Origin of the sequence: Lentibacillus sp., assembly GCF_035301925.1 — a bacterium.
In the GTDB taxonomy this organism is placed as follows: domain Bacteria; phylum Bacillota; class Bacilli; order Bacillales; family Amphibacillaceae; genus Lentibacillus.
In genome coordinates, this window is sequence record NZ_DATGTI010000010.1 from 1 (window position 1) to 22,967 (window position 22,967).

The 22,967-nt window shown below is 43.3% G+C and carries 20 protein-coding genes, 1 other RNA gene and 1 pseudogene; 17 read left to right on the forward strand and 5 right to left on the reverse strand.

Annotation, left to right across the window (positions count from 1 at the left end; translation table 11 throughout):
• From pgk to VK080_RS01280, 6 genes are all read left to right on the forward strand, one after another.
• A partial coding sequence (pgk, locus tag VK080_RS01255; protein WP_324223012.1) for a phosphoglycerate kinase occupies positions 1-168 on the forward strand: 168 nt, incomplete at its 5' end.
• Between the two features lie 18 nt (positions 169-186).
• A complete protein-coding gene (tpiA, locus tag VK080_RS01260; protein WP_324222992.1) occupies positions 187-945 on the forward strand; it encodes a triose-phosphate isomerase in 759 nt (252 codons plus the stop codon).
• Positions 942-2,480, forward strand: a complete 1,539-nt coding sequence (gene gpmI, locus VK080_RS01265) for a 2,3-bisphosphoglycerate-independent phosphoglycerate mutase (RefSeq protein WP_324222993.1) — start codon at positions 942-944, stop codon at positions 2,478-2,480. Before tpiA ends, gpmI begins: the two co-directional genes overlap by 4 nt.
• Before the next feature lie 12 nt (positions 2,481-2,492).
• Positions 2,493-3,779: a phosphopyruvate hydratase gene (eno, locus tag VK080_RS01270; RefSeq protein ID WP_324222994.1), complete on the forward strand. Its 1,287-nt coding sequence runs from the start codon at positions 2,493-2,495 to the stop codon at positions 3,777-3,779.
• A 143-nt stretch (positions 3,780-3,922) separates the two neighbouring features.
• The gene (locus tag VK080_RS01275; protein ID WP_324222995.1) at positions 3,923-4,891 is read left to right on the forward strand and encodes a nucleoside hydrolase; all 969 of its coding nucleotides are present in this window, start codon (positions 3,923-3,925) and stop codon (positions 4,889-4,891) included.
• Positions 4,892-4,924: 33 nt separating this feature from the next.
• Positions 4,925-5,512: a nitroreductase gene (locus tag VK080_RS01280; protein ID WP_324223013.1), complete on the forward strand. Its 588-nt coding sequence runs from the start codon at positions 4,925-4,927 to the stop codon at positions 5,510-5,512.
• A 203-nt stretch (positions 5,513-5,715) separates the two neighbouring features.
• Here the strand turns inward: VK080_RS01280 and ptsP are convergent, their stop codons facing one another.
• Complete coding sequence (ptsP, locus tag VK080_RS01285; RefSeq protein ID WP_324222996.1) at positions 5,716-7,422, reverse strand: phosphoenolpyruvate--protein phosphotransferase; 1,707 nt, start codon at positions 7,420-7,422, stop codon at positions 5,716-5,718.
• A 68-nt stretch (positions 7,423-7,490) separates the two neighbouring features.
• Positions 7,491-8,428, reverse strand: a pseudogene (locus tag VK080_RS15970) (alpha/beta fold hydrolase).
• Positions 8,429-8,573: 145 nt separating this feature from the next.
• Between VK080_RS15970 and secG the strand changes: the two are divergent.
• The 7 genes from secG (at position 8,574) to ssrA (ending at position 14,886) form a co-directional block, all read left to right on the forward strand.
• The gene (secG, locus tag VK080_RS01300) at positions 8,574-8,807 is read left to right on the forward strand and encodes a preprotein translocase subunit SecG (protein WP_324222999.1); all 234 of its coding nucleotides are present in this window, start codon (positions 8,574-8,576) and stop codon (positions 8,805-8,807) included.
• A 403-nt stretch (positions 8,808-9,210) separates the two neighbouring features.
• The gene (locus VK080_RS01305) at positions 9,211-9,957 is read left to right on the forward strand and encodes an alpha/beta hydrolase (RefSeq protein WP_324223000.1); all 747 of its coding nucleotides are present in this window, start codon (positions 9,211-9,213) and stop codon (positions 9,955-9,957) included.
• 211 nt (positions 9,958-10,168) lie between these two features.
• A complete protein-coding gene (gene rnr, locus VK080_RS01310; protein ID WP_324223001.1) occupies positions 10,169-12,355 on the forward strand; it encodes a ribonuclease R in 2,187 nt (728 codons plus the stop codon).
• Between the two features lie 179 nt (positions 12,356-12,534).
• The gene (gene zupT / locus VK080_RS01315; protein WP_324223002.1) at positions 12,535-13,344 is read left to right on the forward strand and encodes a zinc transporter ZupT; all 810 of its coding nucleotides are present in this window, start codon (positions 12,535-12,537) and stop codon (positions 13,342-13,344) included.
• A gap of 228 nt (positions 13,345-13,572) precedes the next feature.
• Positions 13,573-13,911 (forward strand): hypothetical protein, encoded by a 339-nt coding sequence (locus tag VK080_RS01320; RefSeq protein ID WP_324223003.1) that lies wholly within the window; start codon positions 13,573-13,575, stop codon positions 13,909-13,911.
• A gap of 30 nt (positions 13,912-13,941) precedes the next feature.
• Positions 13,942-14,409, forward strand: a complete 468-nt coding sequence (gene smpB / locus VK080_RS01325; protein WP_324223004.1) for an SsrA-binding protein SmpB — start codon at positions 13,942-13,944, stop codon at positions 14,407-14,409.
• Positions 14,410-14,520: 111 nt separating this feature from the next.
• Positions 14,521-14,886: a transfer-messenger RNA gene (gene ssrA, locus VK080_RS01330) on the forward strand.
• 175 nt (positions 14,887-15,061) lie between these two features.
• Here ssrA and VK080_RS01335 read toward each other — a convergent pair.
• Together VK080_RS01335 and VK080_RS01340 are read right to left on the reverse strand one after the other, a co-directional pair.
• Entirely contained in the window at positions 15,062-15,208 is a 147-nt protein-coding gene (locus tag VK080_RS01335; RefSeq protein ID WP_324223005.1) for a hypothetical protein, read from the reverse strand.
• A gap of 73 nt (positions 15,209-15,281) precedes the next feature.
• Positions 15,282-15,419 carry a hypothetical protein gene (locus VK080_RS01340; RefSeq protein ID WP_324223006.1) on the reverse strand — a complete coding sequence of 46 codons (138 nt, stop codon included), beginning with the start codon at positions 15,417-15,419 and terminating at the stop codon, positions 15,282-15,284.
• A gap of 56 nt (positions 15,420-15,475) precedes the next feature.
• On the opposite strand from VK080_RS01340, the gene VK080_RS01345 reads away from it, so the two are divergent.
• Both VK080_RS01345 and VK080_RS01350 read left to right on the forward strand, forming a co-directional pair.
• On the forward strand, positions 15,476-18,619 hold the full coding sequence (locus tag VK080_RS01345) for an Eco57I restriction-modification methylase domain-containing protein (protein ID WP_324223007.1): 3,144 nt from the start codon (positions 15,476-15,478) through the stop codon (positions 18,617-18,619).
• A gap of 293 nt (positions 18,620-18,912) precedes the next feature.
• The gene (locus VK080_RS01350) at positions 18,913-19,968 is read left to right on the forward strand and encodes a M42 family metallopeptidase (protein WP_324223008.1); all 1,056 of its coding nucleotides are present in this window, start codon (positions 18,913-18,915) and stop codon (positions 19,966-19,968) included.
• Positions 19,969-20,013: 45 nt separating this feature from the next.
• On the opposite strand, the gene trhA is transcribed toward VK080_RS01350, so the two are convergent.
• Entirely contained in the window at positions 20,014-20,661 is a 648-nt protein-coding gene (gene trhA / locus VK080_RS01355; RefSeq protein ID WP_324223009.1) for a PAQR family membrane homeostasis protein TrhA, read from the reverse strand.
• Between the two features lie 142 nt (positions 20,662-20,803).
• Between trhA and VK080_RS01360 the strand changes: the two genes are divergently transcribed.
• Complete coding sequence (locus VK080_RS01360) at positions 20,804-21,388, forward strand: DUF1836 domain-containing protein (RefSeq protein ID WP_324223010.1); 585 nt, start codon at positions 20,804-20,806, stop codon at positions 21,386-21,388.
• A gap of 18 nt (positions 21,389-21,406) precedes the next feature.
• Entirely contained in the window at positions 21,407-22,411 is a 1,005-nt protein-coding gene (locus tag VK080_RS01365; RefSeq protein ID WP_324223011.1) for an LLM class flavin-dependent oxidoreductase, read from the forward strand.
• Positions 22,412-22,967 lie beyond the last annotated feature (556 nt).

Sequence of the window (22,967 nt, forward strand, 5' to 3'; positions counted from 1 at the left end):
GCTAATACGGAAGGCTACACGGTTATCGGTGGCGGGGATTCCGCGGCAGCTGTTGAAAAATTCGGTTTTGCCGCTGATATGGATCATGTTTCAACAGGTGGCGGTGCATCCCTTGAATTTATGGAAGGAAGAGTTTTGCCAGGCGTTAAAGCACTTGACGACAAATAATTTTGGAGAGGTGATACTATGCGCAACAAAGTCATAGCCGGAAATTGGAAAATGAACAAAGTACTGGCTGAAGCCGAGCAATTCGCTGATGCTGTTACGGGAAAATTGCCGAAAGATGATAACGTCGAAGCGATTATTTGTGCACCATTTCCGTTTTTACCATCTCTTGTGGAGAAAGCAAAAGGGAGCCATTTAAAGGTTGGCGCCCAAAATATGCATTTTGAAGACAGCGGCGCTTTTACCGGTGAAGTAAGTCCCATGATGCTGAAGGATTTGGGTGTCACACATGTGGTTATCGGCCACTCGGAACGCCGTGAACATTTTGCTGAGACAGATGAGTCCGTCAATAAAAAAGTGCATGCAGCATTCAATCATGATTTGACACCGATTGTCTGTGTTGGCGAAACGCTTGAACAGCGTGAAGGAAATGAAACGATGAGCCACATTGAAAACCAGGTGCGGACAGGCCTGAAACGGTTGAGTGATGAACAAATCGGCTCTCTGATTATCGCCTATGAGCCAATTTGGGCAATTGGCACCGGCAAATCTGCATCAAGTGCGGATGCTGACCAGGTTTGCTCACTTATTCGGAACGTTGTCAAAGACATGACGTCGGAAAATGTGGCGGAACAGATCATCATTCAATATGGCGGCAGTGTTAAACCGGCCAATATCGATGAACTTCTGGAGCAGTCTGACATCGATGGTGCACTTGTCGGCGGTGCAAGCCTTGAACCGGAATCTTTCTTGCAGCTGGTGGAGGCAGGTACAAAATGACGGATCAAAAATTAGCTGCACTCATCATTCTGGATGGGTTTGCCCTTCGTGAAGAAGAAATGGGCAATGCGGTCAAGCAGGCGAACACACCAAATTTTGACCGCTATTGGAAAAAATATGCTCATAACCAGCTGCGTGCGTCCGGCGAAGCAGTTGGTCTGCCTGACGGTCAAATGGGCAATTCGGAAGTCGGTCATCTTAATATCGGCGCCGGTAGAATTGTCTATCAGAGCCTGACACGGGTGAACCTGTCCATACAGAAAGGCGAGTTTTTTGAGAATGAAGCTTTCCTGAAGTCTGTTCAGCATGCCAAAGAAAATGATAAAGCATTGCATATTTTCGGGTTGTTATCTGACGGTGGTGTTCACAGTCACATCAGTCATCTGTTTGCACTGCTGAAACTTGCAAAGGATCATCATCTGGAAAAAGTTTATGTCCACGCATTTTTGGATGGACGTGATGTCGGACCGCAAACAGCGAAAGAATATATTAAACAAACCGAAGACAAAATGAAGGCATATGGCGTCGGGCAGTTTGCAACAATCTCGGGCCGCTATTACTCAATGGATCGTGACAAACGCTGGGACCGGGTCAAAAAAGCATATGATGCCATGGTCTATGGTAAGGGACCGGCTTACCAGGACCCTTATGAAGTGATTGACAATTCCTATGAGAATGGCATTTATGATGAGTTCGTGATTCCATCCGTTTTGACCGATGAAAATGGGAATCCGGTCGGTCAAGTGGAAGATAATGACGCCATCATTTTTTACAATTTCCGTCCGGACCGTGCGATCCAAATTTCCCGGACGTTTGCCAATGATGATTTTCATGATTTTGATCGCGGGGAACATCCGCCTAAAAATCTTGACTTTGTCATGCTCACCGAATTCAGTGAAGCCATCGATGGCTATGTCGCCTACAAACCGGTCAATCTGGACAACACAGTCGGCGAAGTGTTGTCACAGCATAATATGAAACAGCTGCGCATTGCTGAAACGGAAAAATATCCGCATGTGACATTTTTTATGAGCGGCGGTCGTGAGAATGAATTTCCGGGTGAAAAGCGCGTGCTGATTGATTCGCCAAAGGTAGCAACGTATGATATGAAACCGGAAATGAGCGTGTATGAAGTGACCGATTCGCTGCTGAAAGAACTTGATTCCAAAGCACACAATGCGATTATATTAAATTTTGCCAATCCGGACATGGTCGGTCATTCCGGGAAACTGAAACCGACCGTCAAAGCGATTGAAGCGGTTGATGAATGCCTTGGTAAAGTCGTTGATAAAATACTGGAATTGGGCGGTAATGCCATTATCACGGCTGACCACGGCAATTCGGATGAAGTCGTGACGCTGGAAGGTGATCCAATGACAGCCCATACAAAGAACCCTGTACCAGTCATCGTCACAAAAGAGGAAGTAGAACTTCGTGATGGCGGTATTTTAGCGGACCTTTCACCGACATTACTTGATTTATTGGGTATTGATAAACCAGATGAAATGACCGGCGAATCATTAATCAAAAAATAAAGGAGTGGTTGGATGCCATACATTACAGACGTTTATGCCCGCGAGGTACTTGATTCCCGCGGTAACCCGACAGTTGAAGTGGAAGTTTTCACCGAATCAGGTGCCTTTGGTGCCGCATTGGTGCCAAGCGGTGCCTCGACCGGCGAATATGAAGCGGTTGAGTTACGTGATGATGATAAGAATCGTTACCTTGGCAAAGGTGTGGAAAAAGCCGTTGAAAATGTCAACGACGTGGTCGCACCGGAGTTAATTGGTGTTGACGTCACACGCCAGAACATTATCGATCAGATCATGCTGGAACTGGACGGAACTGAAAACAAAGGCAGCCTGGGTGCCAATGCGATTCTTGGTGTGTCCATGGCAGTCGCACATGCTGCATCCAGTTATCTGGAATTGCCCTTATATAACTACCTGGGTGGATTCAATGCCAAGACGCTCCCAAGCCCAATGATGAACATTCTGAATGGCGGGGAGCATGCGGATAACAATGTCGATATCCAGGAATTCATGATCATGCCGGTTGCTGCACCGACATTTAAGGAAGCACTGCGGACAGGTGCAGAAATTTTCCATTCCCTGAAAAAGGTGCTCAAATCCAAAGGCTATAATACTGGTGTCGGCGATGAAGGCGGATTTGCACCAAACCTTGATTCCAACGAAGAAGCACTCGGAACAATTGTTGAAGCGATTGAAGCTGCCGGCTACAAACCGGGTGAAGAAGTGAAACTCGCAATGGATGTTGCTTCCTCGGAAATTTATGAGGATGGGAAGTATAACCTTAAAGGTGAGGGCGTCACCCGTACAGCAGAAGAAATGGTCGATTGGTATGAAGACCTGATCAATAAATATCCAATCATCTCAATTGAAGACGGACTTGATGAGAATGACTGGGAAGGCCATAAACTGCTGACTGACCGGATTGGCGACCGTGTCCAGCTTGTTGGTGATGATCTGTTTGTAACAAATACAACCAAACTTTCCCGCGGTATTGAAGAGGGCGTCGGCAATTCCATTCTCGTTAAAGTAAACCAAATCGGGACGCTTACTGAAACCTTTGAAGCGATTGAAATGGCAAAACGTGCCGGCTACACCGCTGTCATTTCCCATCGTTCAGGTGAAACAGAGGACGCGACAATTGCTGATATTGCCGTTGCTGCCAATGCCGGACAGATCAAAACAGGTGCACCTTCCCGCACTGATCGGGTTGCCAAATACAATCAGCTGCTGCGGATTGAAGATGAGCTGGCAGGCATGGGTGAATATGCCGGTTTGAATGCATTTTATAATTTAAAAAAATAACGATCCTTGAACGATCCCTTTTGACACCTTTCTCAATACTGCGGGACGACTGCAGTAGGAAGGTGTCTTTATTTTGGAATAGGACAAATATACAACCGAATAATGTTAACTGGGTAACTATTCCAAATTTGGGAGAGGATATAATGGCTAAAAAGGTGTTGGTTTTTGGCGATATAGGTATTGACGATACGGTGGCATTAATTTATGCTTTTTTAGATGATGCGATTGATGTGGTAGGCGTTGTGGCGGATTATGGGAATGTCTCACGGGATAAGGCGATGGCGAATGTGAACTATATCAGAAGGCTGTTTGATATCGATCCAGATATTGAGATTATTTTAGGTGCGGAAATTCCCATGACAGGAGAGAAGCCTGAATTTTTTCCCGAGATCCATGGAGAATATGGACTTGGGCCGATTAAACCGCCACTTCATAATGCTGAAGGTGTTGAAGAAAATTTTTTTGAAGTTGTTGAAATTATTAAGCGGTACCGTGATCAGGATTTAGTGATCGTCAATATTGGCAGGTTAACATCACTTGCCACGATGTTTATCTTGTATCCTTACATAATGGAAAATGTGCATGGCATTTATATTATGGGTGGCGCGTTTTGGGTACCGGGGAATGCCACGGCTGTCTCGGAAGCCAATTTTTACGGTGATCCGATTGCTGCACAGCTTGTTCTGAAGAATGCACACGATGTGACAATTGTACCACTTAATGTAACGACACAGGCAATTGCGACACCGCAAATGGTCGATTATATCGACCAGGCTGGCAGAGCTCAAATTGTCAAGCCACTTTTGGACTATTATTATCGTTATTATAAACAACGAAACCCAAGGATACAGGGCAGTCCGCTGCATGATGTTGTCACTTTGATGGCAATCGTATATGATGATTTGTTTGCCTTTAGATTTTTACCGGTCGATATCGTTCAGGCAGCTGATGGTATTGTAAGAGGTCAAAGCATCGCCGATATCCGGCCATATGTTGACGTATTGGAAAATGAAGCTGAAGAAGAAAAACATCACCGTATTGCGTTGGAACTTGATTATTGGAAATTCTATCATTATTTTATGGCGACCATGACTGGGCAGGTGAATCAGTAAATGGCATAATGGGGAAAACGTGCTTTGTACGAGGTGATACCTATCGATTTATTAACAGTGATAAAATCCCGCCGGTCGATCCATAATTTTAAAAAACGAGAAGTGGACCAATCCATTTTACAGGATATTTTTACTTATGGGTCATATGCGCCGACACATTATATGAAAGAACCTTGGAATATAAAACTTTACGAGAAGGAAGGCAAGCGGGATTTCGTTGATGCTATTATCACAAGCTATCAGCGGATCGGCATGCTAAAAACGAATGATGATACGAAAACACAGAAAATGATTGAATCTATGAAACAATTTTTGCTGGAGATCCCTCATCATGCCATGATCTACTTTAAGAGAGAAGAAGATCCCATCCGGTATGAGGAAGCGTATGCCAGTGTTTGTGCATTTATTCAAAATGCCCAGCTCGCCGCCTGGGAGTATGGCGTGGGCATGCTCTGGACAATTACCCCTTATATGCATGATAAAGGATTTGTTGATGAAATCGGACTGGATAGCAAGACCGATAAAATTGCAGCAGTCATGCAAATCGGCTATCCTGAAAAAATTCCCCGTGATAAAGGCAGAACACCGATTACTGATAAGGTGGAGTTTATTTCTGAGTGAAAATAAGTGAGGTGGCGATAGTATCCGCGGTGGGTGAGAAGGATTAACAGCGTAGAGGAATATCAACGGAAGAACGACGGCATCACCAGAAGAGGAAAGTTGAAGAACAGCACTCAAAGAACGGGCAGATCAGCTCGGGAGTCTAAATATCGTCCTGAAAATAAAAGCACCCGGGTACTTAGTTAGGTTCCGGGTGCAGTCAGTTATTTGGTTTTTTCCTTGATGAATTCGACCACTTCTTCAGCAGTGCCCATCGACAAGAGTTTGTCTTTACAGGAAGCCATTTCCTCCTGTGACAGGTCACGAATTTGGGTTCGTGCCGGCAGAATGGAAGTGGCGCTCATGCTGAATTCGTCAAGTCCGAGCCCGAGCAATGCCGGAATTGCAATCGAATCACCAGCCATTTCACCGCACATGCCGACCCATTTTTCTTCAGCGTGTGCAGCTTCAATCACCGCGTTGACCAGATTCAGTATGGCCGGATGGTATGGCTGATACAAATAGGATACGCGTTCGTTCATGCGGTCAGCTGCCATCGTATATTGGATAAGGTCGTTTGTGCCAATGCTGAAAAAGTCGACTTCTTTGGCAAATTGCCTGGCGATGACAGCAGTTGATGGAATTTCTACCATAATACCGACTTCGATATCATCTGAAACGCTGACACCTTCATTCTTCAGGTTTTGCTTTTCATCCAAAAGAATCCCTTTTGCTTGACGGAATTCTTCCAGTGTCGCAATCATCGGGAACATGATTTTTAAATTGCCGTGCACACTGGCACGCAGTAAAGCGCGCAACTGTGTACGGAACACCTCTTCATTTTCCAGGCAGAAGCGGATGGCACGAAAGCCTAAAAATGGATTCAGCTCTTCAGGCAAATCCAAATAACTTATTTCTTTGTCTCCGCCGACATCCAATGTGCGGACGACAACCGGCTTGTCTTCCATTCGCTCAAGTACCGTTTTGTAGGCATCATATTGCTCATCTTCTGTTGGCAATTGGCTTTTGCCCATGTATAAAAATTCAGTTCGATACAAGCCAATTCCTTCGCCGCCGTTTGTGAGCACGCCGTCAATATCATCCGGTGTTCCGATGTTGGCCGCCAGTTCAACCTGCTCTTTATCGGCTGTTATCGTTGGTTCGTCCTTCAGTTTAGCCCATTCCTCTTTTTGTGCTTCGAAGGTTGCCTGTTTTTCTTTATATTTGGCTAATGTATCGTCTGAAGGATTCACGATGACATTTCCTTCGATGCCGTCGACAATGACGATATCACCTTGTTTGACTGCACTTGTAATTTCTTTAGTACCGACCACTGCAGGGACTTCGAGTGATCTCGCCATAATGGCCGAGTGTGATGTTCGTCCGCCAATGTCTGTTGCAAAACCTTTTACGAACTCCCGGTTCAGCTGAGCGGTATCAGATGGGGTTAAATCATTAGCGATAACCACCACTTCTTCATCGATCAGAGCCGGATTGGGAACGGTGACGCCAAGCAAGTGTGCCAATACACGTTTTGAGACATCCTGAATATCGGCAGCACGTTCACGCATATAGTCATTGTCCATATTTTTGAACATGTCGATGAACATACCGGTTGTTTCTTCCAGTGCCGCTTCAGCCATGACATTTTCGTTCTTGATTTTATCTTTGATCGGGTTAACCAGTTCCGGGTCATCAAGGACGAGCAAATGAGCGGAGAAAATTTCGGCATGCTCATCTCCCATTTCTTTTCTTGTATGTTCCCGGATTTTTTCAAGCTCTTGTTTTGATGTTTTGAGTGCTTTTTCCAGACGTTCGACTTCTTTATTTGGATTATCAATTAATTGTTTCTCGTAGGTTAATTCCGGTGTGACAAGCTGATAAGCTTTGGCGATCGCTATACCATTTGATGCGGCAATACCTTGAATCATAATCTTTGACCAACCCTTCGATAGAAATTTGCTCCATGTTCCATTTTACACGTATATGCTTCGGCAAATCAAGAATTCGTCCCTGTCAATCCAATAATCCAGTCCAAAAGGTGCTGATATATGTCATCACGGTCCAGCTCATTCAATAATTCGTGCCGTCCGTTTTCCAATAACATGATCTTAATATTTTCTAAATCTGCTTGATGATATAATGCAGCTGTTTTCCAGACACCTCTTGTGTAGTCACCCACAGGATCTTCCGTGCCGCTGATGATGAGCATCGGCAGATCAGATCGGATTTGCCGGTTATTTTTCGGGTTGTGAATGATTGAAAGACCGGTCATTAAATCTTTAAAAAATCCTGCAGTCGGAATGAACCCGCAATAGGGATCATTCATGTAGTTATGAATGAATCTGTCATCACGCGTCAGCCAGTCAACATTTGTCTTTTTGTCTGGGACTTTTCTGTTAAAGGACGAAAAGACAAGCGTGTTCATCATATCCGATTGTCTGGCTGGCGGAAGTTTTGCAGCTATCTTACGGGCTGCATCAGTGAGGAATCGTGCATAATAACCTGTTCCGGACAAAATCACGCCATCAATCAAATCACTATGCTTTTGAATGTAATGTCTGGCAAGAAAAGACCCCATACTATGGCCAAATAAAATGACTGGTATACCCGGATGGTCTTTTTGATTTGTTCTGTGATAGCAAGCATGTCGCCTGCCACCTTTTCAAAACCATTTTCATCAGCAAAATAGCCAAGCATTCCTTGTTTTTCACCGGTTTTCCCGTGACCTCTGTGATCATTTCCATAGACGGCGATATTGTTTTCCAACAGGAATCGGGCAAAATGATCATAGCGGCCAATATGCTCAACCATCCCGTGGGCAAGCTGGACAACGACTTCCGGCGGTGTTTCAGAAGGCACCCATTTTTTCAAGTGAATATCGACGTTATCCGGACGGGTTAACCAGACTGTTTTTTCCATTGTGTCATCACCCATTCTAACGTGTGATTACTTACTAATATGATAGAATGGAAAGTGCAAAACGTCCAAAAATAAGTCAATGATAACTTGCGATGGTAGTTAGGGTTATGCTAAAGTACTTATTAGGTGAATAGCGTTTTCGACTGGGGGTGCTGTTAACATGGAAACTTTCGTTCATATAGCATTATTGATTGATGCCATCATTATGGTTGTTCTAATTTTATTGCAATCGGGAAAAAGCGCCGGGCTTTCTGGAGCGATTTCGGGTGGAGCCGAACAGCTTTTCGGCAAACAGAAAGCAAGGGGTGCTGATTTGTTTTTACACCGGGGTACAATCGTAACCGGGGTATTATTCTTTGTGCTGGCTTTTCTGAGCGGTTATATACTTCAATAATGGTAAACCCTTATCGTGATCATGATAAGGGTTTTTCATTTTTCAGAAGTGCTATAATCGGGTAAGGTATAATAATGAGGCAGGAATCTAAAAGAGGATGTTCAAAAAGTCTGGCATAAAAATGACATGTCGAATAGAGGATCTTCTGCTAAACCCACGTCAATCGCCAACTGCAGAAGTTTCCGCACACGCGAGAAGCCCGCTCTTTGGAAAAGAAAACCGCTTTTCCTGCGTGCGATGCGGATTCGGTGAAGCATTCCTTGTGCTTGAAACTGCGCCGCCTCGAACGTTGATGCGATTGACGTGCTAGTGCAGGCGCCCGTGATTGTCGCCGCGAACTTAGCCTGCCGGTCCTTTTTATCCACCTTTTTGAACACGCACTAAGAAGGAGATGAAACACAAAATGAAAATTAAGCTGCCGGAGCCGTTCACGTTTGAAGCGGGACCGCGTGCGGTGTTGCTGCTGCATGGGTTTACCGGACATTCAGCGGATGTGCGCATGCTTGGACGGTTTTTGGAGAAAAAAGGATACACAAGCCATGCCCCCATTTACCGCGGGCATGGAAAAGAACCTGAGGAACTGGTGAAAGCAAGTGCTGATGAATGGTGGGAGGATGTGACGGAAGCTTTTAACCACTTAAAAAAACGCGGCTATAAAGAAATCGCAGTAGCCGGATTGTCACTTGGCGGGGTACTGAGCCTGAAACTTGCCTACTCAGAAGAGGTGAAAGGTGTGATCCCAATGTGTGCCCCTATGTTTTTTGATAATGAAGAACAACTAACGAAAGGATATAGATTTAAAGCAAAGGAATTTAAGCAACTGCAAGGAAAGGACAAAGACACGATTGAAAAAGAGGTGCAGGAACTGGTTGATAATTCCCGTGACATGTTCCATGACTTGGGGGAATTGATCAATGAGGTGAACAGCCATATTGATACGATCTACACCCCGGCATTCGTCGTTCAGGCACGGCAGGATGAAATGATCAACACTGACAGCGCCAATTTCATTTATGAAAATGTGGAATCTGATCAAAAAGATATTAAATGGTACGAAGAATCCGGGCACGTCATTACGATAGGCAACGAAAAGGAACAGCTGTTCGAGGATATCTATCAATTCCTCGAATCACTTAACTGGCGAAAATGATTATAATTTGGTCAATACGTGAATAATAGCATTAGAAAAGGATGTTCAAAAAGTCCGGTAAAAATGACACGTCGAATTTCTTCGTTGGCTTGTTTCTCTGCTGCTCATGTATTTAAAGGCATACATTCCGCTGCTCGAAACTGCGCCGCCTCGAACTTCTCGGTCCTTTTTATCCTCCTTTTTGAACACGCACTAGAAAGAAGGTGAGAACATGAGCGAATCAATGATGGAACGTTTACAAAAATTTTTTAATGAACATAGTGATAAACCATTGTCAGTGGGTGAGCTGGAGGAAGTACTCGGGCTTGAAGAAGCTGTTGAATTCAAGGAATTGGTGAAAGCACTGAATGCCCTTGAGGAGTCCGGCGAGCTTGTCCGCACCCGCAAAAACCGTTTCGGGCTGCCGGAAAAAATGAACCTTGTCCGCGGCCGGGTACAAATGCATGCTAAAGGCTTTGCCTTTTTGATTCCAGATGACGAGAGGCAATCAGACGTGTATATTCATCACTCCGACCTGGCTTCAGCTATGAACAATGACAAAGTGATGGTCCGGATTGAAAAACGGAATACTGATGGGAACAGGCCAGAAGGAACGGTTATCCGCATTTTGGAACGTGCCATCCATCAGGTTGTCGGCACATTTGAGGACAATAAATCGTTTGGCTTTGTTGTCGCTGATGATAAACGAATTCCGAATGATATTTTTATTCCTAAGGGCATGACAGCCGGTGCTGTAAGTGGACACAAGGTGATTGCGCATATTACGAAATATCCTGAAGGCCGTATGAGTGCTGAAGGGGAAGTTGTTCATATTCTTGGACACAAAAATGATCCGGGAATTGATATCATATCTATCATTCATAAACATGGCATCAAAATCGATTTTCCGGAAGAGGTGTTGGAGCAGGCGGCCAGTATGCCTGATGAAATCGATACGTCTGAATTGGAAAATCGCCGTGATTTAAGGGATGAACAGATCGTTACGATTGATGGTGCCGATGCGAAGGACCTGGATGATGCAGTGTCGGTTAAAAAATTGGAGAACGGCAATTTTAAGCTCGGTGTTTATATTGCCGACGTCAGCTATTATGTGGAGGAAAACTCCCCGATTGATCAAGAAGCATTTGAACGCGCAACCAGTGTTTACTTGGTTGACCGGGTGATTCCGATGATTCCGCATCGCCTGTCCAATGGCATTTGTTCCTTGAATCCGCAAGTGGACAGGCTGACACTTGCCTGCGAGATGGAGATAAACGGCAAAGGTGAAGTGGTTAATCATGAAATTTTCCAGAGTGTGATTAAAACAGAAGAACGCATGACATATCACGATGTCAATAAAATTTTGGTCGACAAGGATGAGCCATTGCGTGAGCGGTATAAATCGCTTGTTCCAATGTTTGAGAATATGGAAAAACTGGCTGAAATACTGCGCGCTAAACGTATGAACCGTGGCGCCATCGACTTTGATTTTAAAGAAGCGGAAGTACTGGTTGATGACAAAGGCAAACCGGTAGATGTTGTCCTGAGGGAGCGGTCAGTCGGTGAACGGCTGATTGAAGAATTCATGTTGGCTGCCAACGAAACGGTGGCAGAACATTTTCATTGGATGGATGTTCCATTCATACACCGAATTCACCAAGACCCGGATGAAAGCAAACTCCAGCATTTTTTTGAATTCATTGCCGGACTTGGTTATGTGGTGAAGGGAACGGCCAATGAAATTCATCCATCAGCACTCCAGAAAGTAATTGAAGAAGTCAAGGGGAAGCCGGAGGAGATGATTGTTTCCAAACTGATGCTGCGCTCGATGCAGCAGGCGAAATACGATCCACAAAGCGTCGGACATTTTGGGCTTGCGACCGATTTTTATACCCATTTCACATCACCGATACGCCGTTATCCGGACTTGACGGTTCACCGGTTGATCCGGACCTACCTGATCGATAAGCAAATGAACGGAAAAACGATCGGACACTGGAAAGAACGGATGCCCGAAATCGCCCGTCAGTCATCGGAAATGGAACGGGCTGCGGTTGACGCCGAACGTGAGACCGATGATCTGAAGAAAGCAGAGCTTATGCAGGATAAAATAGGTGAAGAATATACCGGTGTCATTAGTTCGATCACGAATTTCGGCTTGTTTGTTGAGTTGGAAAATACAATTGAAGGGCTTATCCATGTCAGCTACCTGACTGATGATTATTATCATTATGATACACGAAGCCAAGCAATGATCGGTGAACGTACAGGTAATATATACCGAATCGGTGAGGAAGTCGATGTGCGTGTTGTGAACGTAAATACCGATGAACGTGTTGTTGATTTTGAGCTTGTCACAGCAAAACAGCCCAAAAATAAAAATAGGAAAAAAATAAAGGCAAAAAAGGCGAAAAAATAATACTCGGAAAACGGGGAAGGCTAGTATGGTGCGGCTTAAAGCATCATATTAGTCTTTTTTATTTTTTTATAAAAAAGGGTTGCATTTGATGGGCTAAAGGAATAGAATATAACTATGTCTATAAATGTTTCCCTAAGGCAAAACTTGTTAACATGAACAACAAAGAAGGTGAATGAAGCATGTTACATGATGTTTTACTGGCATTCTTGTTTACACTGTTTGCCGGTCTGGCAACCGGTATCGGCAGTTTACTGGCTTTTTTTGCCAAAACAACCAATACAAAATTTTTATCGTTTGCGCTTGGCTTTTCTGCAGGTGTCATGATTTATGTCTCGATGATTGATATCTTTGCCAAAGCACAAGAAGCATTGGTTGGTGCCATGGGTGAAGAACCTGGAAATTGGTTAACGGTTGGCGGTTTTTTTGGCGGGATATTGCTGATTGCCTTAATCGACCGGTTTATCCCAAAACGGTCCAACCCGCATGAATTGAAGAAAGTTGAAGACATGAACAAAAATGGAACAAAAATAAAAGATCCCGACTTGCTGAAAATGGGGACATTTACAGCACTGGCCATCGGAATTCACAATTTCCCCGAAGGCATTGCGACATTTATGTCTACGCTTCAAGATCCGGCATTGGGAGTTGCCATTGCATTAGCTGTTGCCATCCATAACATTCCCGAGGGTATTGCTGTATCAGTCCCAATCTATTACGCGACGAATGATCGCCGTAAAGCATTCCGGCTGTCATTTTTATCCGGCATTGCCGAGCCGGTCGGAGCCGTGGTTGGTTTTTTGATATTGATGCCGTTTTTGAATGATGTTATGTTCGGAATCGTATTTGCGGCTGTTGCCGGAATTATGGTATTTATCTCGCTTGATGAACTGCTGCCCGCAGCTAAAAAATACGATGAGGCCCACGTCTCGATTTATGGGCTGATTGGCGGAATGGCTGTTATGGCATTGAGCTTGTTATTGTTTATTTAATTTTATGAATCTTTCGTTAACCGTTTGCCTGGAGTATACTGGAACATGACTTCAGGCTTTTTGATTTAGGAAACCAAGCGAGAATCCTTCCTATTTCAATGGGGAGATGAATCGCTTTTTTTTGACTAAGTGATCGGGAAAATATGACCATTATCGGAAAAGGTGTAGCATCAGCAGGTGATGAACAGCAAACGCCCACTGAATTAGAAACTTATCTCAAAGAAAAATATGAAGCCTATTTTACAGAAGACATGGTACAACGATTTTATCGGGGCATATGCGATAGATTATCAGTCGTCTGCACATGAAAACGGCTTTGAGATGGAAGTTGCTGATATTAACATCGAGCAAAACGAAAACAATGAGAATATCTATAATTTCAGCGTAACAGTACAATATCAAAAAGAAGGGAGTGACCAAAACGATGCCGAAGTAACCGGTTATGCACATATGAAAGATGGCAAAATCGGCGATATAGCATATTTGGAAGACGGTGGTTTGTCAGAGGCACTGAAAGCCGGCAGCCCAGTTGACAATTGGCATAACGGTTTTTTTCTGTTAAAATGAGTTGCACGGAAGTAGTGGGAGGACGTACGTATGCCAAAAGGAAATGGAAAAACGATCGCACAAAATAAAAAAGCGAGACATGATTTTTTTATAGAAGATACGTATGAAGCCGGCATTGTACTGCGGGGAACGGAAATCAAGTCAATCCGAGCCGGCCGCATCAATTTGAAGGATTCGCATGCCCGCATCGATCGCAATGGTGAAGTGCAGCTTATCAATATGCATATTGCACCGTATGAGCAGGGGAACCAGTTCAATCATGATCCGACCCGTTCACGTAAATTGTTGCTGCACCGGAAAGAAATCGATAAATTGGTCGGTCTGATTCAGCAAAAAGGCTATTCATTAGTGCCGTTAAAAGTTTACATTAAAAACGGTGTGGCCAAAGTGCTGATTGGTGTTGGAAAAGGGAAAAAGAAATATGATAAACGCGAAGATTTAAAACGTAAGCAAATGAAACGTGATGCTGACCGTGCTGTGAAGGAAAGTATGCAGTAAAGCCCGCTTATACTTGACTTTTGCAGTGTTTTTGTTAAAATAACAATTGTCATTAGGACAAATAAATGAATAGTGCTCGTTCTATCCGGGCGTATTCTCCACTCTTTTAATGGGGACGTTACGGATTCGACAGGGATAGATCGAGCTCAGACTGCGCGTCGAGGTTACGGCTCGTAAAACGTTACTCGCTAAATATAAACGGCGAAAAACAAGAAACACCTGCTTTAGCAGCTGCCTAAGCACTGCCTAAAGCGATCCTTCCTGCCATCGCCCGTGTGGCAGATTGAAGGGTCTCAAATGAAGCGGGCTATTCCGTCATCCACCGTCTGAGGATGATGGCAGAACTTAATCAGACTAGCTGCCGGGAAGCCCGTTGGCAGGCTGAACGGTATGCGAATGATAATATGTCAACTATGCGTGTAGATGTCTGAGTGACGATATCTCTGGACGTGGGTTCGATTCCCACCGTCTCCACCAATACATATGTTGGTGGTTTTTTATTTATTATGTTTTATCAAAATCAACGTATATACGGATATGACCAATGCAATAATGGAAATAAAAAGCGAAATCCAAAGCATGTTATCACTTCTTTTCTTGCGTATTTTTTATAAATGGTTTATAATTAGAGTAGAATATGGGGGAGAGGAAATTAATCCTCTCCATGGTTGTTTGGGCTTTCTCTGTTTATGAGAGAGTCCTTTTTCTTTTTACGTCTTGTTAAAATGACAGCTGTCAAGTTAATAACAGCGATTGTCAAATTAATGATAGACGTTAAAAGAATTAACCACGTCTCCATATCCACTCCCCCCCTTTCTGCAAGGGGTTATATCCATTTTACCATACCCCATAATAATGAATAGTCTTTTTCTTTAAGCAGCCGTCAGCGGCGCTTTTCTGACCATGGCATACGCTGTTGTAGGATGAATGACACAAACCATCATAAAGCTTTGAATGTGATATACATTCAGCTGCCTGCCATGTAATGTTGCTATCAGCCCCTCAAACATATAAAACCTCCCTGTGCTATAATATGGGTATTCCGCAACTTTCATAAGCAGGTGACATGATGCAGCATTACATATTTAACCGAAAACAGATCAAAAATGAACTTAAGCACTATAAGCTTGAAAACATACCGGATTTTGAGAATAAACAGAAAATATTCGCCAACTGGTATTATTCTTTGACTCAGAGTGATCTTGAAAAAACGAAGGAGGAAGCGGTTCAGGGAGATTTTCTGACCCAGATCTTTTCATATATTCTTGGATATAAGGGACGAATCGGTGAACAGTTTTGGAACCTGCAGCAGGAACAAAAAACAGTCATAGACGGCACCAAGGCTGATGGGGCGCTGGGTTACTTTTCTGACAGCACAAGTGATATTCGTGTTGCGATCGAGTTAAAAGACGCGAAGACCGATCTGGACAGGAAACAAAATAGGGCCAATAACCAATCTCCGGTTGAACAGGCATTTTCGTTCCAATATAAATATAAAAACTGCCGCTGGGTAATTGTTTCCAACTTTAAAGAAATTCGTTTTTATAATGCTTCCACAATGACCGAATATGAACAGTTTTTTATGCAAGATTTAAAAGAAAATACTGAAGTCTTCAAGACGTTTTATTATTTGCTTTGTAAAGATCATCTGATTGACCGTGATGGCCGGTCCAAAACAGATATACTATACGACAATAATGAAAAAGAAGAAGAACATATCTCCCGGGCGTTCTACCGGGATTACAAGAAGGTGCGGACCGAATTATTTGCACATTTACGCGAGCAAAACAACGAGCTGGACGAACTGGTAATTTTCGAAAAAACGCAAAAAATCCTTGATCGGTTTATATTCGTTTGTTTCTGTGAAGACACGGGTCTTCTGCCGCATAATGTATTCCGGAAAGTTGTGCAGGCGGCCAAACATTCGTTTGATATGAGCAGCACTAAAATATGGAATCAGCTGAAAGGATTGTTCCATTCGATTAATCATGGAAATCCTGAGCGGAATATCAACCGCTTTAATGGCGGGTTATTTAATGAAGATGATATATTGGATCAGCTCGTTATCCAAGACGATATTTTTCCATTATTTGAAAAGATAACGGAATATGACTTTTCCACTGAACTTAATGTCAATATACTCGGCCATATTTTCGAACAATCGATCAATGATATTGAAGAAATAAAATCTGAAATAACGGATAACGTATTTGACCCGGAACAGGGCAAGCGGAAAAAAGAGGGAATATTTTATACATCAACCGGTGTCACGAAATTGTTGCTGCAGGAAACATTGCTTAACTGGATTGATGACAGAAAACAGGAATTACACGAAGACGAGCTTCCGAATTTAACCGAAAAAGACTTTGAAATATTTAGAAAAACAAAACCGGATAAACGACGAAAAAAAATGTTGCCGGTTGAAAAGCATATTGATTTTTACCATAAATTACAGCAGCAGCTGCGAGCGGTTAAAATCCTTGATCCGGCTGTTGGCAGTGGTGCATTTTTGAACATGGCGTTTGATAATCTGATTTCAGAAGGCGGCAAAATCAACAAAAAATTGGAAGAGATGCAGGAGGGCCAGGCTGAGCTGTTTGATATTAACCGGTATATTTTAAATAATAATCTATTTGGTGTGGATCTTAATGAAGAAAGTGTTGAGATATCAAAGCTTTCCTTATGGCTGAAGACGGCTAATAAACATGATGAATTAACGTCGCTTGATGACAATTTGAAAACGGGGGATTCGATAATCAGTCAGCCGGGTGTATCGGATAAAGCGTTTGACTGGCATAAGGAATTCCCGGAAATCATGAATGACGGCGGTTTCGACATCATCATTGGCAATCCGCCATATGTTTTTGCCAGAGATAAAGGGTTTACCGACGATGAAAAAACCTATTTCAACAGCCATTATGAACTGACAGAATATCAGATTAACACTTATCTGTTATTTATCGAGCGTTCTTATCATTTACTGAAAGAAGGCGGCTGGCTTGCCTTTATCGTGCCAAATACATGCCTGACGATTGACTCATTTAAGAAAATGCGCCGTTTTTTGCTGAATAACACCGGAAATCTCAAGATCATCAACATATACGACCGAATGTTCTCCGAGGCTGATGTTGACACGTGTTTTATTATTTTCCAGAAAAAAGAACCAACAACGGTTAAACTGGGTGAATATGTGAACGAGCACGTTGACATTGTAGCGGAGGTTGCTCCGGATGAACTGCTGGATGAGCAAAGCATTATCAATATTTCGCTGATGAAAGATAAACAGGCTGTAGATGTCATGAGAAAAATTGAAACAGGAAATCTTGATTTGGGTTCGGTTGCCACGGTGAAGTCAGGATTAGTCGCGTACGAAGTTGGCAAAGGTGATCCGGTACAAACAAAAGACATGAAAGATAACAGGGTTTACCACAGTGATAAACAGATAGATGATTCCTACTGGATGTATCTGGAAGGTCGTGATGTCTGCCGATATCATATTGACTGGGGCGGAAGCTGGCTGAAATATGGTCCGAATCTTGCGGCAAGGAGGAAGGAACAGATTTTTACGGTACCGCGGATTCTGGCCCGGCAGATACCTTCGAAATTAAAATATGCGATTCATGCTGTCTATACAGAACAAGATATTTTAAATGACCGTAATTCCAATAACATAATCGATTTTCAAAAAGACCCGCTGTTCTTGCTTGGTGTGATGAATTCCAAAATCACAACGTTCTGGTTCATTCATAAATTTGATAAATTCCAGCGAAAAACGTTTCCGCAATTTAAGGTGAAAGATTTAAGGATGTTTCCAGTTCCTGATGTACCGGAACAAGAAGAGAAGCAGATTTCGGAAGCCGTGAATCAAATGCTTCATCTGCAGCGTGATAAAAGCAAGGTATTGAACGCAATGGAAAACGTTATGTTGCATGAGTTGAAAATCGATAAGTTGCCTGTCAGATTTCAATCGTTTTATGAGTGGGATGCTGACGAATGGCTTGAACAAATTGATAAACTGAGACGATTATCCCTTACTGAAAAAAACGACTGGCTCGAATATTTTTGGGACAGAAAACGGGTGATGGTTCAGTTGGCTGAGAAGGAAGAAGAACTGAATGACCAAATCGACCAATATACAGCAGCAGCGTTTGGTTTGAATGAAAATGAAATCCATCTGATTGATGCCAATTTGGCGGAATTTCTTGGATGAGAATCTACTGACATGGAAAGGATTATGCTATAATCATATATGAAATAGAAACACTGCCATACCATGTGGATTTGGTGAATTTAGCGAATGCCAGCCCGAATCTGGTAAAACAGTGGAGGAAGAAGGGATTCCGTGGAAAGATTGGAGAGTGCAGACCGGACACTGACTGCTTTTCGGGTGGTAACTGACATTAAAAGTCCAGATCCTCCACTTATCTTTTTCGTTTTTCTTAAAATCTTGCAGCGTGGATCTTACTGCCTGTTAAGGCGGGATAAACGAGAGGAGCGAGCATATTGACGACATATCCTAATGTTAACGAAACAAAAGAATTGATTAAAGATATCGTGTCAATTCCGAGCCCGTCAGGCTATACGGAAAATGTCATTCGATTTGTTGAAGGCAGGATCAAAGAATTGGAGGTCGACACAACGCGCAATAATAAAGGCGGCCTGATTGCAACTTTGCCAGGGAAAAACACTGCCAAACACCGGATGTTGACCGCCCATGTGGATACACTTGGCGCTATGGTGAAGGAAGTTAAAAGTAATGGCCGCCTTAGAATCGATTTGATCGGCGGTTTCAAATATAATGCCATTGAAGGCGAATACTGCGAAATCCATACGGCGGGCGGAAACGTGTTTACCGGAACGATCCTGATGCATCAAACGTCTGTACATGTGTATAAAGAAGCCGGTGATGCAAAGCGTAACCAGGAAAATATGGAAGTCCAAATTGATGCTAAAGTGGAAAATGGTGAGGATGTTCGTGAACTGGGCATTGAAGTTGGTGATTTCGTCTCATTTGATCCGCGTGTCCAGCTGACCGATAATGGTTTCATCAAATCACGCCATCTTGATGACAAGGCAAGTGTCGGCATTTTGCTGCAGCTGATTAAACGGTTGAAGGAAGAAAATAAGAAACTGCCTTATACTACCCATTTCCTCATTTCCAATAACGAAGAAATCGGCTACGGTGGCAATTCGAATATAGCAACGGAAACGATCGAATATTTGGCGGTCGACATGGGTGCTATGGGTGACGGCCAATCGACCGATGAATACACTGTTTCCATTTGTGCAAAAGATGCCAGCGGCCCATACCATTACGGTTTGCGTCAAAACCTTGTGGAACTTGCAAAATCAAACCATATCGGCTATAAGGTGGACATCTATCCGTACTATGGCTCCGACGCATCAGCAGCCATCCGTGCCGGTAACGACATCGTGCATGGATTAATCGGCCCCGGCATCGATTCTTCACATGCCTATGAACGGACACATGAAGCTTCACTGGAAAACACCGAAAAATTACTTTATCATTACGTGCTTTCAGATATGATATCGTATTAAGCGAAAGGGTGCAGTCCATTAACGACTGCACCCTTTTGATCAGTGTTAAAGCACATAGCCGTAAATACAGATGAAGTGGAACAAGCTGCCGAACATAATAAATATGTGGAAAATCTCGTGGAATCCCATATGTTTAAACGATAAAAATCCTGGTTTCAGCCAATAAATAAATGCGCCAACGGTGTAAAAAACGCCGCCGATCATGAGCATGAGCATGCCGTTACCACCGATAATCGGGAACAGGGCAGAACTGAAGAAAATAATGATCCACCCCATCGTAACATATAGTGCTGTGGACAGCCATCTTGGTGCATGAAACCAGACTAATTTAAAAATAACGCCTGCCAATGCCAGCCCGTTGACAACCGCAAACAGTACCCAGCCAGTTACATTTCCCAGGCTAATCAGACAGAGTGGTGTATACGTTCCGGCGATTAATACAAAAATCATGGAGTGATCAATCCGCCGCAAAAATGCAATGATATGATCTTTCGCAATAACCATATGATAGGTTGCTGAAGCACTATACAATAAAATCATGCTGACACCAAATATAATTACGGATGTAATGGCCAATGCAGAGCCAGTGGTGCTTGAAGCCTTGATAATTAAGGCAACTAACCCTGCCAGTGACAAAATAGCTCCAAATAAATGTGTCAGCCCGTTAACAGGTTCCCGAATTGACAAGGACATAAAATTCAACACCTTTATAACTATAAGTAGTTTTTAAAACTATATCATCATAATACGCATGTTTTTGAATCTAGTCAATGGTTGGCTCATACAAATTTCTTCAGTATAATGAATATAAAATATCATCATTGGAGTTTTTGTTATGAAGACTATGGAAACATTAGCTGAAGAGCTGCATTTGGACAGTCATTTGTCGCTCGAAGACATTCCGGATTTGAACTTATATATGGATCAGGTCATTCAATTGTTTGAACGAAAATTTGCCGATACGAAGCGCAACGAGGATGAGAAGGTCCTGACCAAAACAATGATTAATAATTATGCAAAAGGGAAATTGTTTTTCCCCGTTGAAAACAAAAGATATTCCAAAGAACATCTGATACTGATCAGTATGATTTATCAGATGAAAGGCGCGTTATCCATAAATGATGTCAAGACGGTCTTGGCACGCCTCAATGAAAAAATCACTAATGATGAGGGATTTGATATACAGGAACTTTATACGTGTTATCTTCAGATGGTTTCGAGCAATACCGAAAAATTCAAAGCGGATCTCCAGGACCATCATCATGAAGCGTCAGAAGCAATTCGAAAATTGGAAGACAAAGATGAAGAATACCTGGAGCAGTTAATGCTGATTGCAATGTTCACCAATATGAGCAATTACTATCGAAGAGCCGCGGAGAAATTGGTAGATGAGCTCGGAGCAGACCAGGAAACAAAATAAGAAAGAAGGCATGGTTGAATGAAACTCAGTATATTGGATCAATCACCCATTTCAACAGGCCAAACGCCACAAGAAGCATTAGATGCGTCGGTTGATCTTGCCAGACTGGGTGATGAACTTGGCTATACCCGGTATTGGATTGCCGAACACCATGATTTTTCCGGGCTTGCCTGTCCGAACCCTGATGTCATGCTTGGCATTATTGGTTCGCATACAGAACGGATACGGGTCGGAGCCGGTGCTGTACTTTTGCCCCATTATAAGCCATTCAGGGTAGCCGAAACATATAATCTTCTGGCAACATTATACCCCGGCCGGATTGACTTGGGCATTGGACGTGCGCCCGGGGGCTCGGCTGAAGCATCAATGGCACTGTCAGGCAATTTTCTGGAAAATGTCCGCCAGATGCCTGATAAGCTTGATGAACTACTGCGCTTTTTCCGGCATGATTTTGCAGCGGATGACATGTATGCCAAAATCAGACCAACCCCTGTTCCGGAAATGCCACCACAGCCGTGGATGCTTGGGACGAGTGAGAAAAGTGCGCTGGCTGCTGCTGAAAAGGGGCTGCCATACACATTTGGCAAATTTATGAGTGATCAGGACGGGCCTTCCATTATCAAATCCTACAGCGAAAAATTTGCCGAACAGCATCCGGATAAAACGCCTGAAAAAATTGTGACTGTTTCAGTGATATGTGCCGAAACGAGTGAGGAAGCCAGGGATCTCGCCCTGAGCCCTCTATTGTGGAGCATTCAGCGCGATAAGGGGGAAGGTGATGGCAAGGTACCGACTGTTTCGGAAGCAAAAAGTTATGACTACTCGGATGAGGAAAAAGAAAAACTGCAGAATATGAAGCGAAATCTTATCGTCGGTAACCCGCGTGAAGTCAAACAGCAGCTTGATCAGCTGCAGTCTGAGTACCAGGCGGATGAATGGATGATCGTCACCATTACTCACAGTTATGAAGCCAGGAAGAAATCGTATGAACTTTTGGCACAGGAGATATTGTCGGACAGCTGAGTGAACAATTTTACCGGTTGAAATGAAGGTTCAAAAAGTAGGTAAAAGTGATCAAGAATACAAAACAGCAGGTTGGGAATTTTGCTCTCAATCTGCTGTTTTGTGTTCTAGGCTTCGTCACGAGCTTTTGTCCACCGACAGGGAAACCACTTATCACGGCGGACTGTGCCGAGTTTTTCTCACAATCGGCCAGGACGGGTTTTTTAATGCCAAAATTAAAGAACACCTCAGAATGACGAAAGCAAATTCAATGGTCCCTGCAAGAATTCAAGGCTTTCTCGAATAAGTTTTCTGTACCAGGGCTCATGTTCATGTGATTCTCGCACAAGTTCATGGCGTTTTCGCGCAAGTTCACGTCGTTCTCGCACAAGTTCACGACACCCCCGCACAAGTTTTCTGTGCCGACGCTTACGTTCGGACCTTTCCCGCACATGTTATCTGCTTGCTCTGCTTTCTAAAAGGCACCAGAGAAATAAGGGAAGAGACTTCACCCTAGTTGATAATCTAGGGGGAATCATTCCATTACTTTTATTGTTTTAACACGATAAGGATTTGC

What these genes read in the sequence shown, in the direction of transcription:
- tpiA (WP_324222992.1), top strand. Translation starts at nt 187, where the DNA reads ATGCGCAACAAAGTCATAGCCGGAAATTGGAAAATGAACAAAGTACTG.
- gpmI (WP_324222993.1), top strand. Translation starts at nt 942, where the DNA reads ATGACGGATCAAAAATTAGCTGCACTCATCATTCTGGATGGGTTTGCC.
- eno (WP_324222994.1), top strand. Translation starts at nt 2,493, where the DNA reads ATGCCATACATTACAGACGTTTATGCCCGCGAGGTACTTGATTCCCGC.
- VK080_RS01275 (WP_324222995.1), top strand. Translation starts at nt 3,923, where the DNA reads ATGGCTAAAAAGGTGTTGGTTTTTGGCGATATAGGTATTGACGATACG.
- ptsP (WP_324222996.1), bottom strand. Translation starts at nt 7,422, where the DNA reads ATGATTCAAGGTATTGCCGCATCAAATGGTATAGCGATCGCCAAAGCT.
- secG (WP_324222999.1), top strand. Translation starts at nt 8,574, where the DNA reads ATGGAAACTTTCGTTCATATAGCATTATTGATTGATGCCATCATTATG.
- VK080_RS01305 (WP_324223000.1), top strand. Translation starts at nt 9,211, where the DNA reads ATGAAAATTAAGCTGCCGGAGCCGTTCACGTTTGAAGCGGGACCGCGT.
- rnr (WP_324223001.1), top strand. Translation starts at nt 10,169, where the DNA reads ATGAGCGAATCAATGATGGAACGTTTACAAAAATTTTTTAATGAACAT.
- zupT (WP_324223002.1), top strand. Translation starts at nt 12,535, where the DNA reads ATGTTACATGATGTTTTACTGGCATTCTTGTTTACACTGTTTGCCGGT.
- VK080_RS01320 (WP_324223003.1), top strand. Translation starts at nt 13,573, where the DNA reads ATGAAGCCTATTTTACAGAAGACATGGTACAACGATTTTATCGGGGCA.
- smpB (WP_324223004.1), top strand. Translation starts at nt 13,942, where the DNA reads ATGCCAAAAGGAAATGGAAAAACGATCGCACAAAATAAAAAAGCGAGA.
- VK080_RS01335 (WP_324223005.1), bottom strand. Translation starts at nt 15,208, where the DNA reads ATGGAGACGTGGTTAATTCTTTTAACGTCTATCATTAATTTGACAATC.
- VK080_RS01340 (WP_324223006.1), bottom strand. Translation starts at nt 15,419, where the DNA reads ATGTTTGAGGGGCTGATAGCAACATTACATGGCAGGCAGCTGAATGTA.
- VK080_RS01345 (WP_324223007.1), top strand. Translation starts at nt 15,476, where the DNA reads ATGATGCAGCATTACATATTTAACCGAAAACAGATCAAAAATGAACTT.
- trhA (WP_324223009.1), bottom strand. Translation starts at nt 20,661, where the DNA reads ATGTCCTTGTCAATTCGGGAACCTGTTAACGGGCTGACACATTTATTT.
- VK080_RS01360 (WP_324223010.1), top strand. Translation starts at nt 20,804, where the DNA reads ATGAAGACTATGGAAACATTAGCTGAAGAGCTGCATTTGGACAGTCAT.
- VK080_RS01365 (WP_324223011.1), top strand. Translation starts at nt 21,407, where the DNA reads ATGAAACTCAGTATATTGGATCAATCACCCATTTCAACAGGCCAAACG.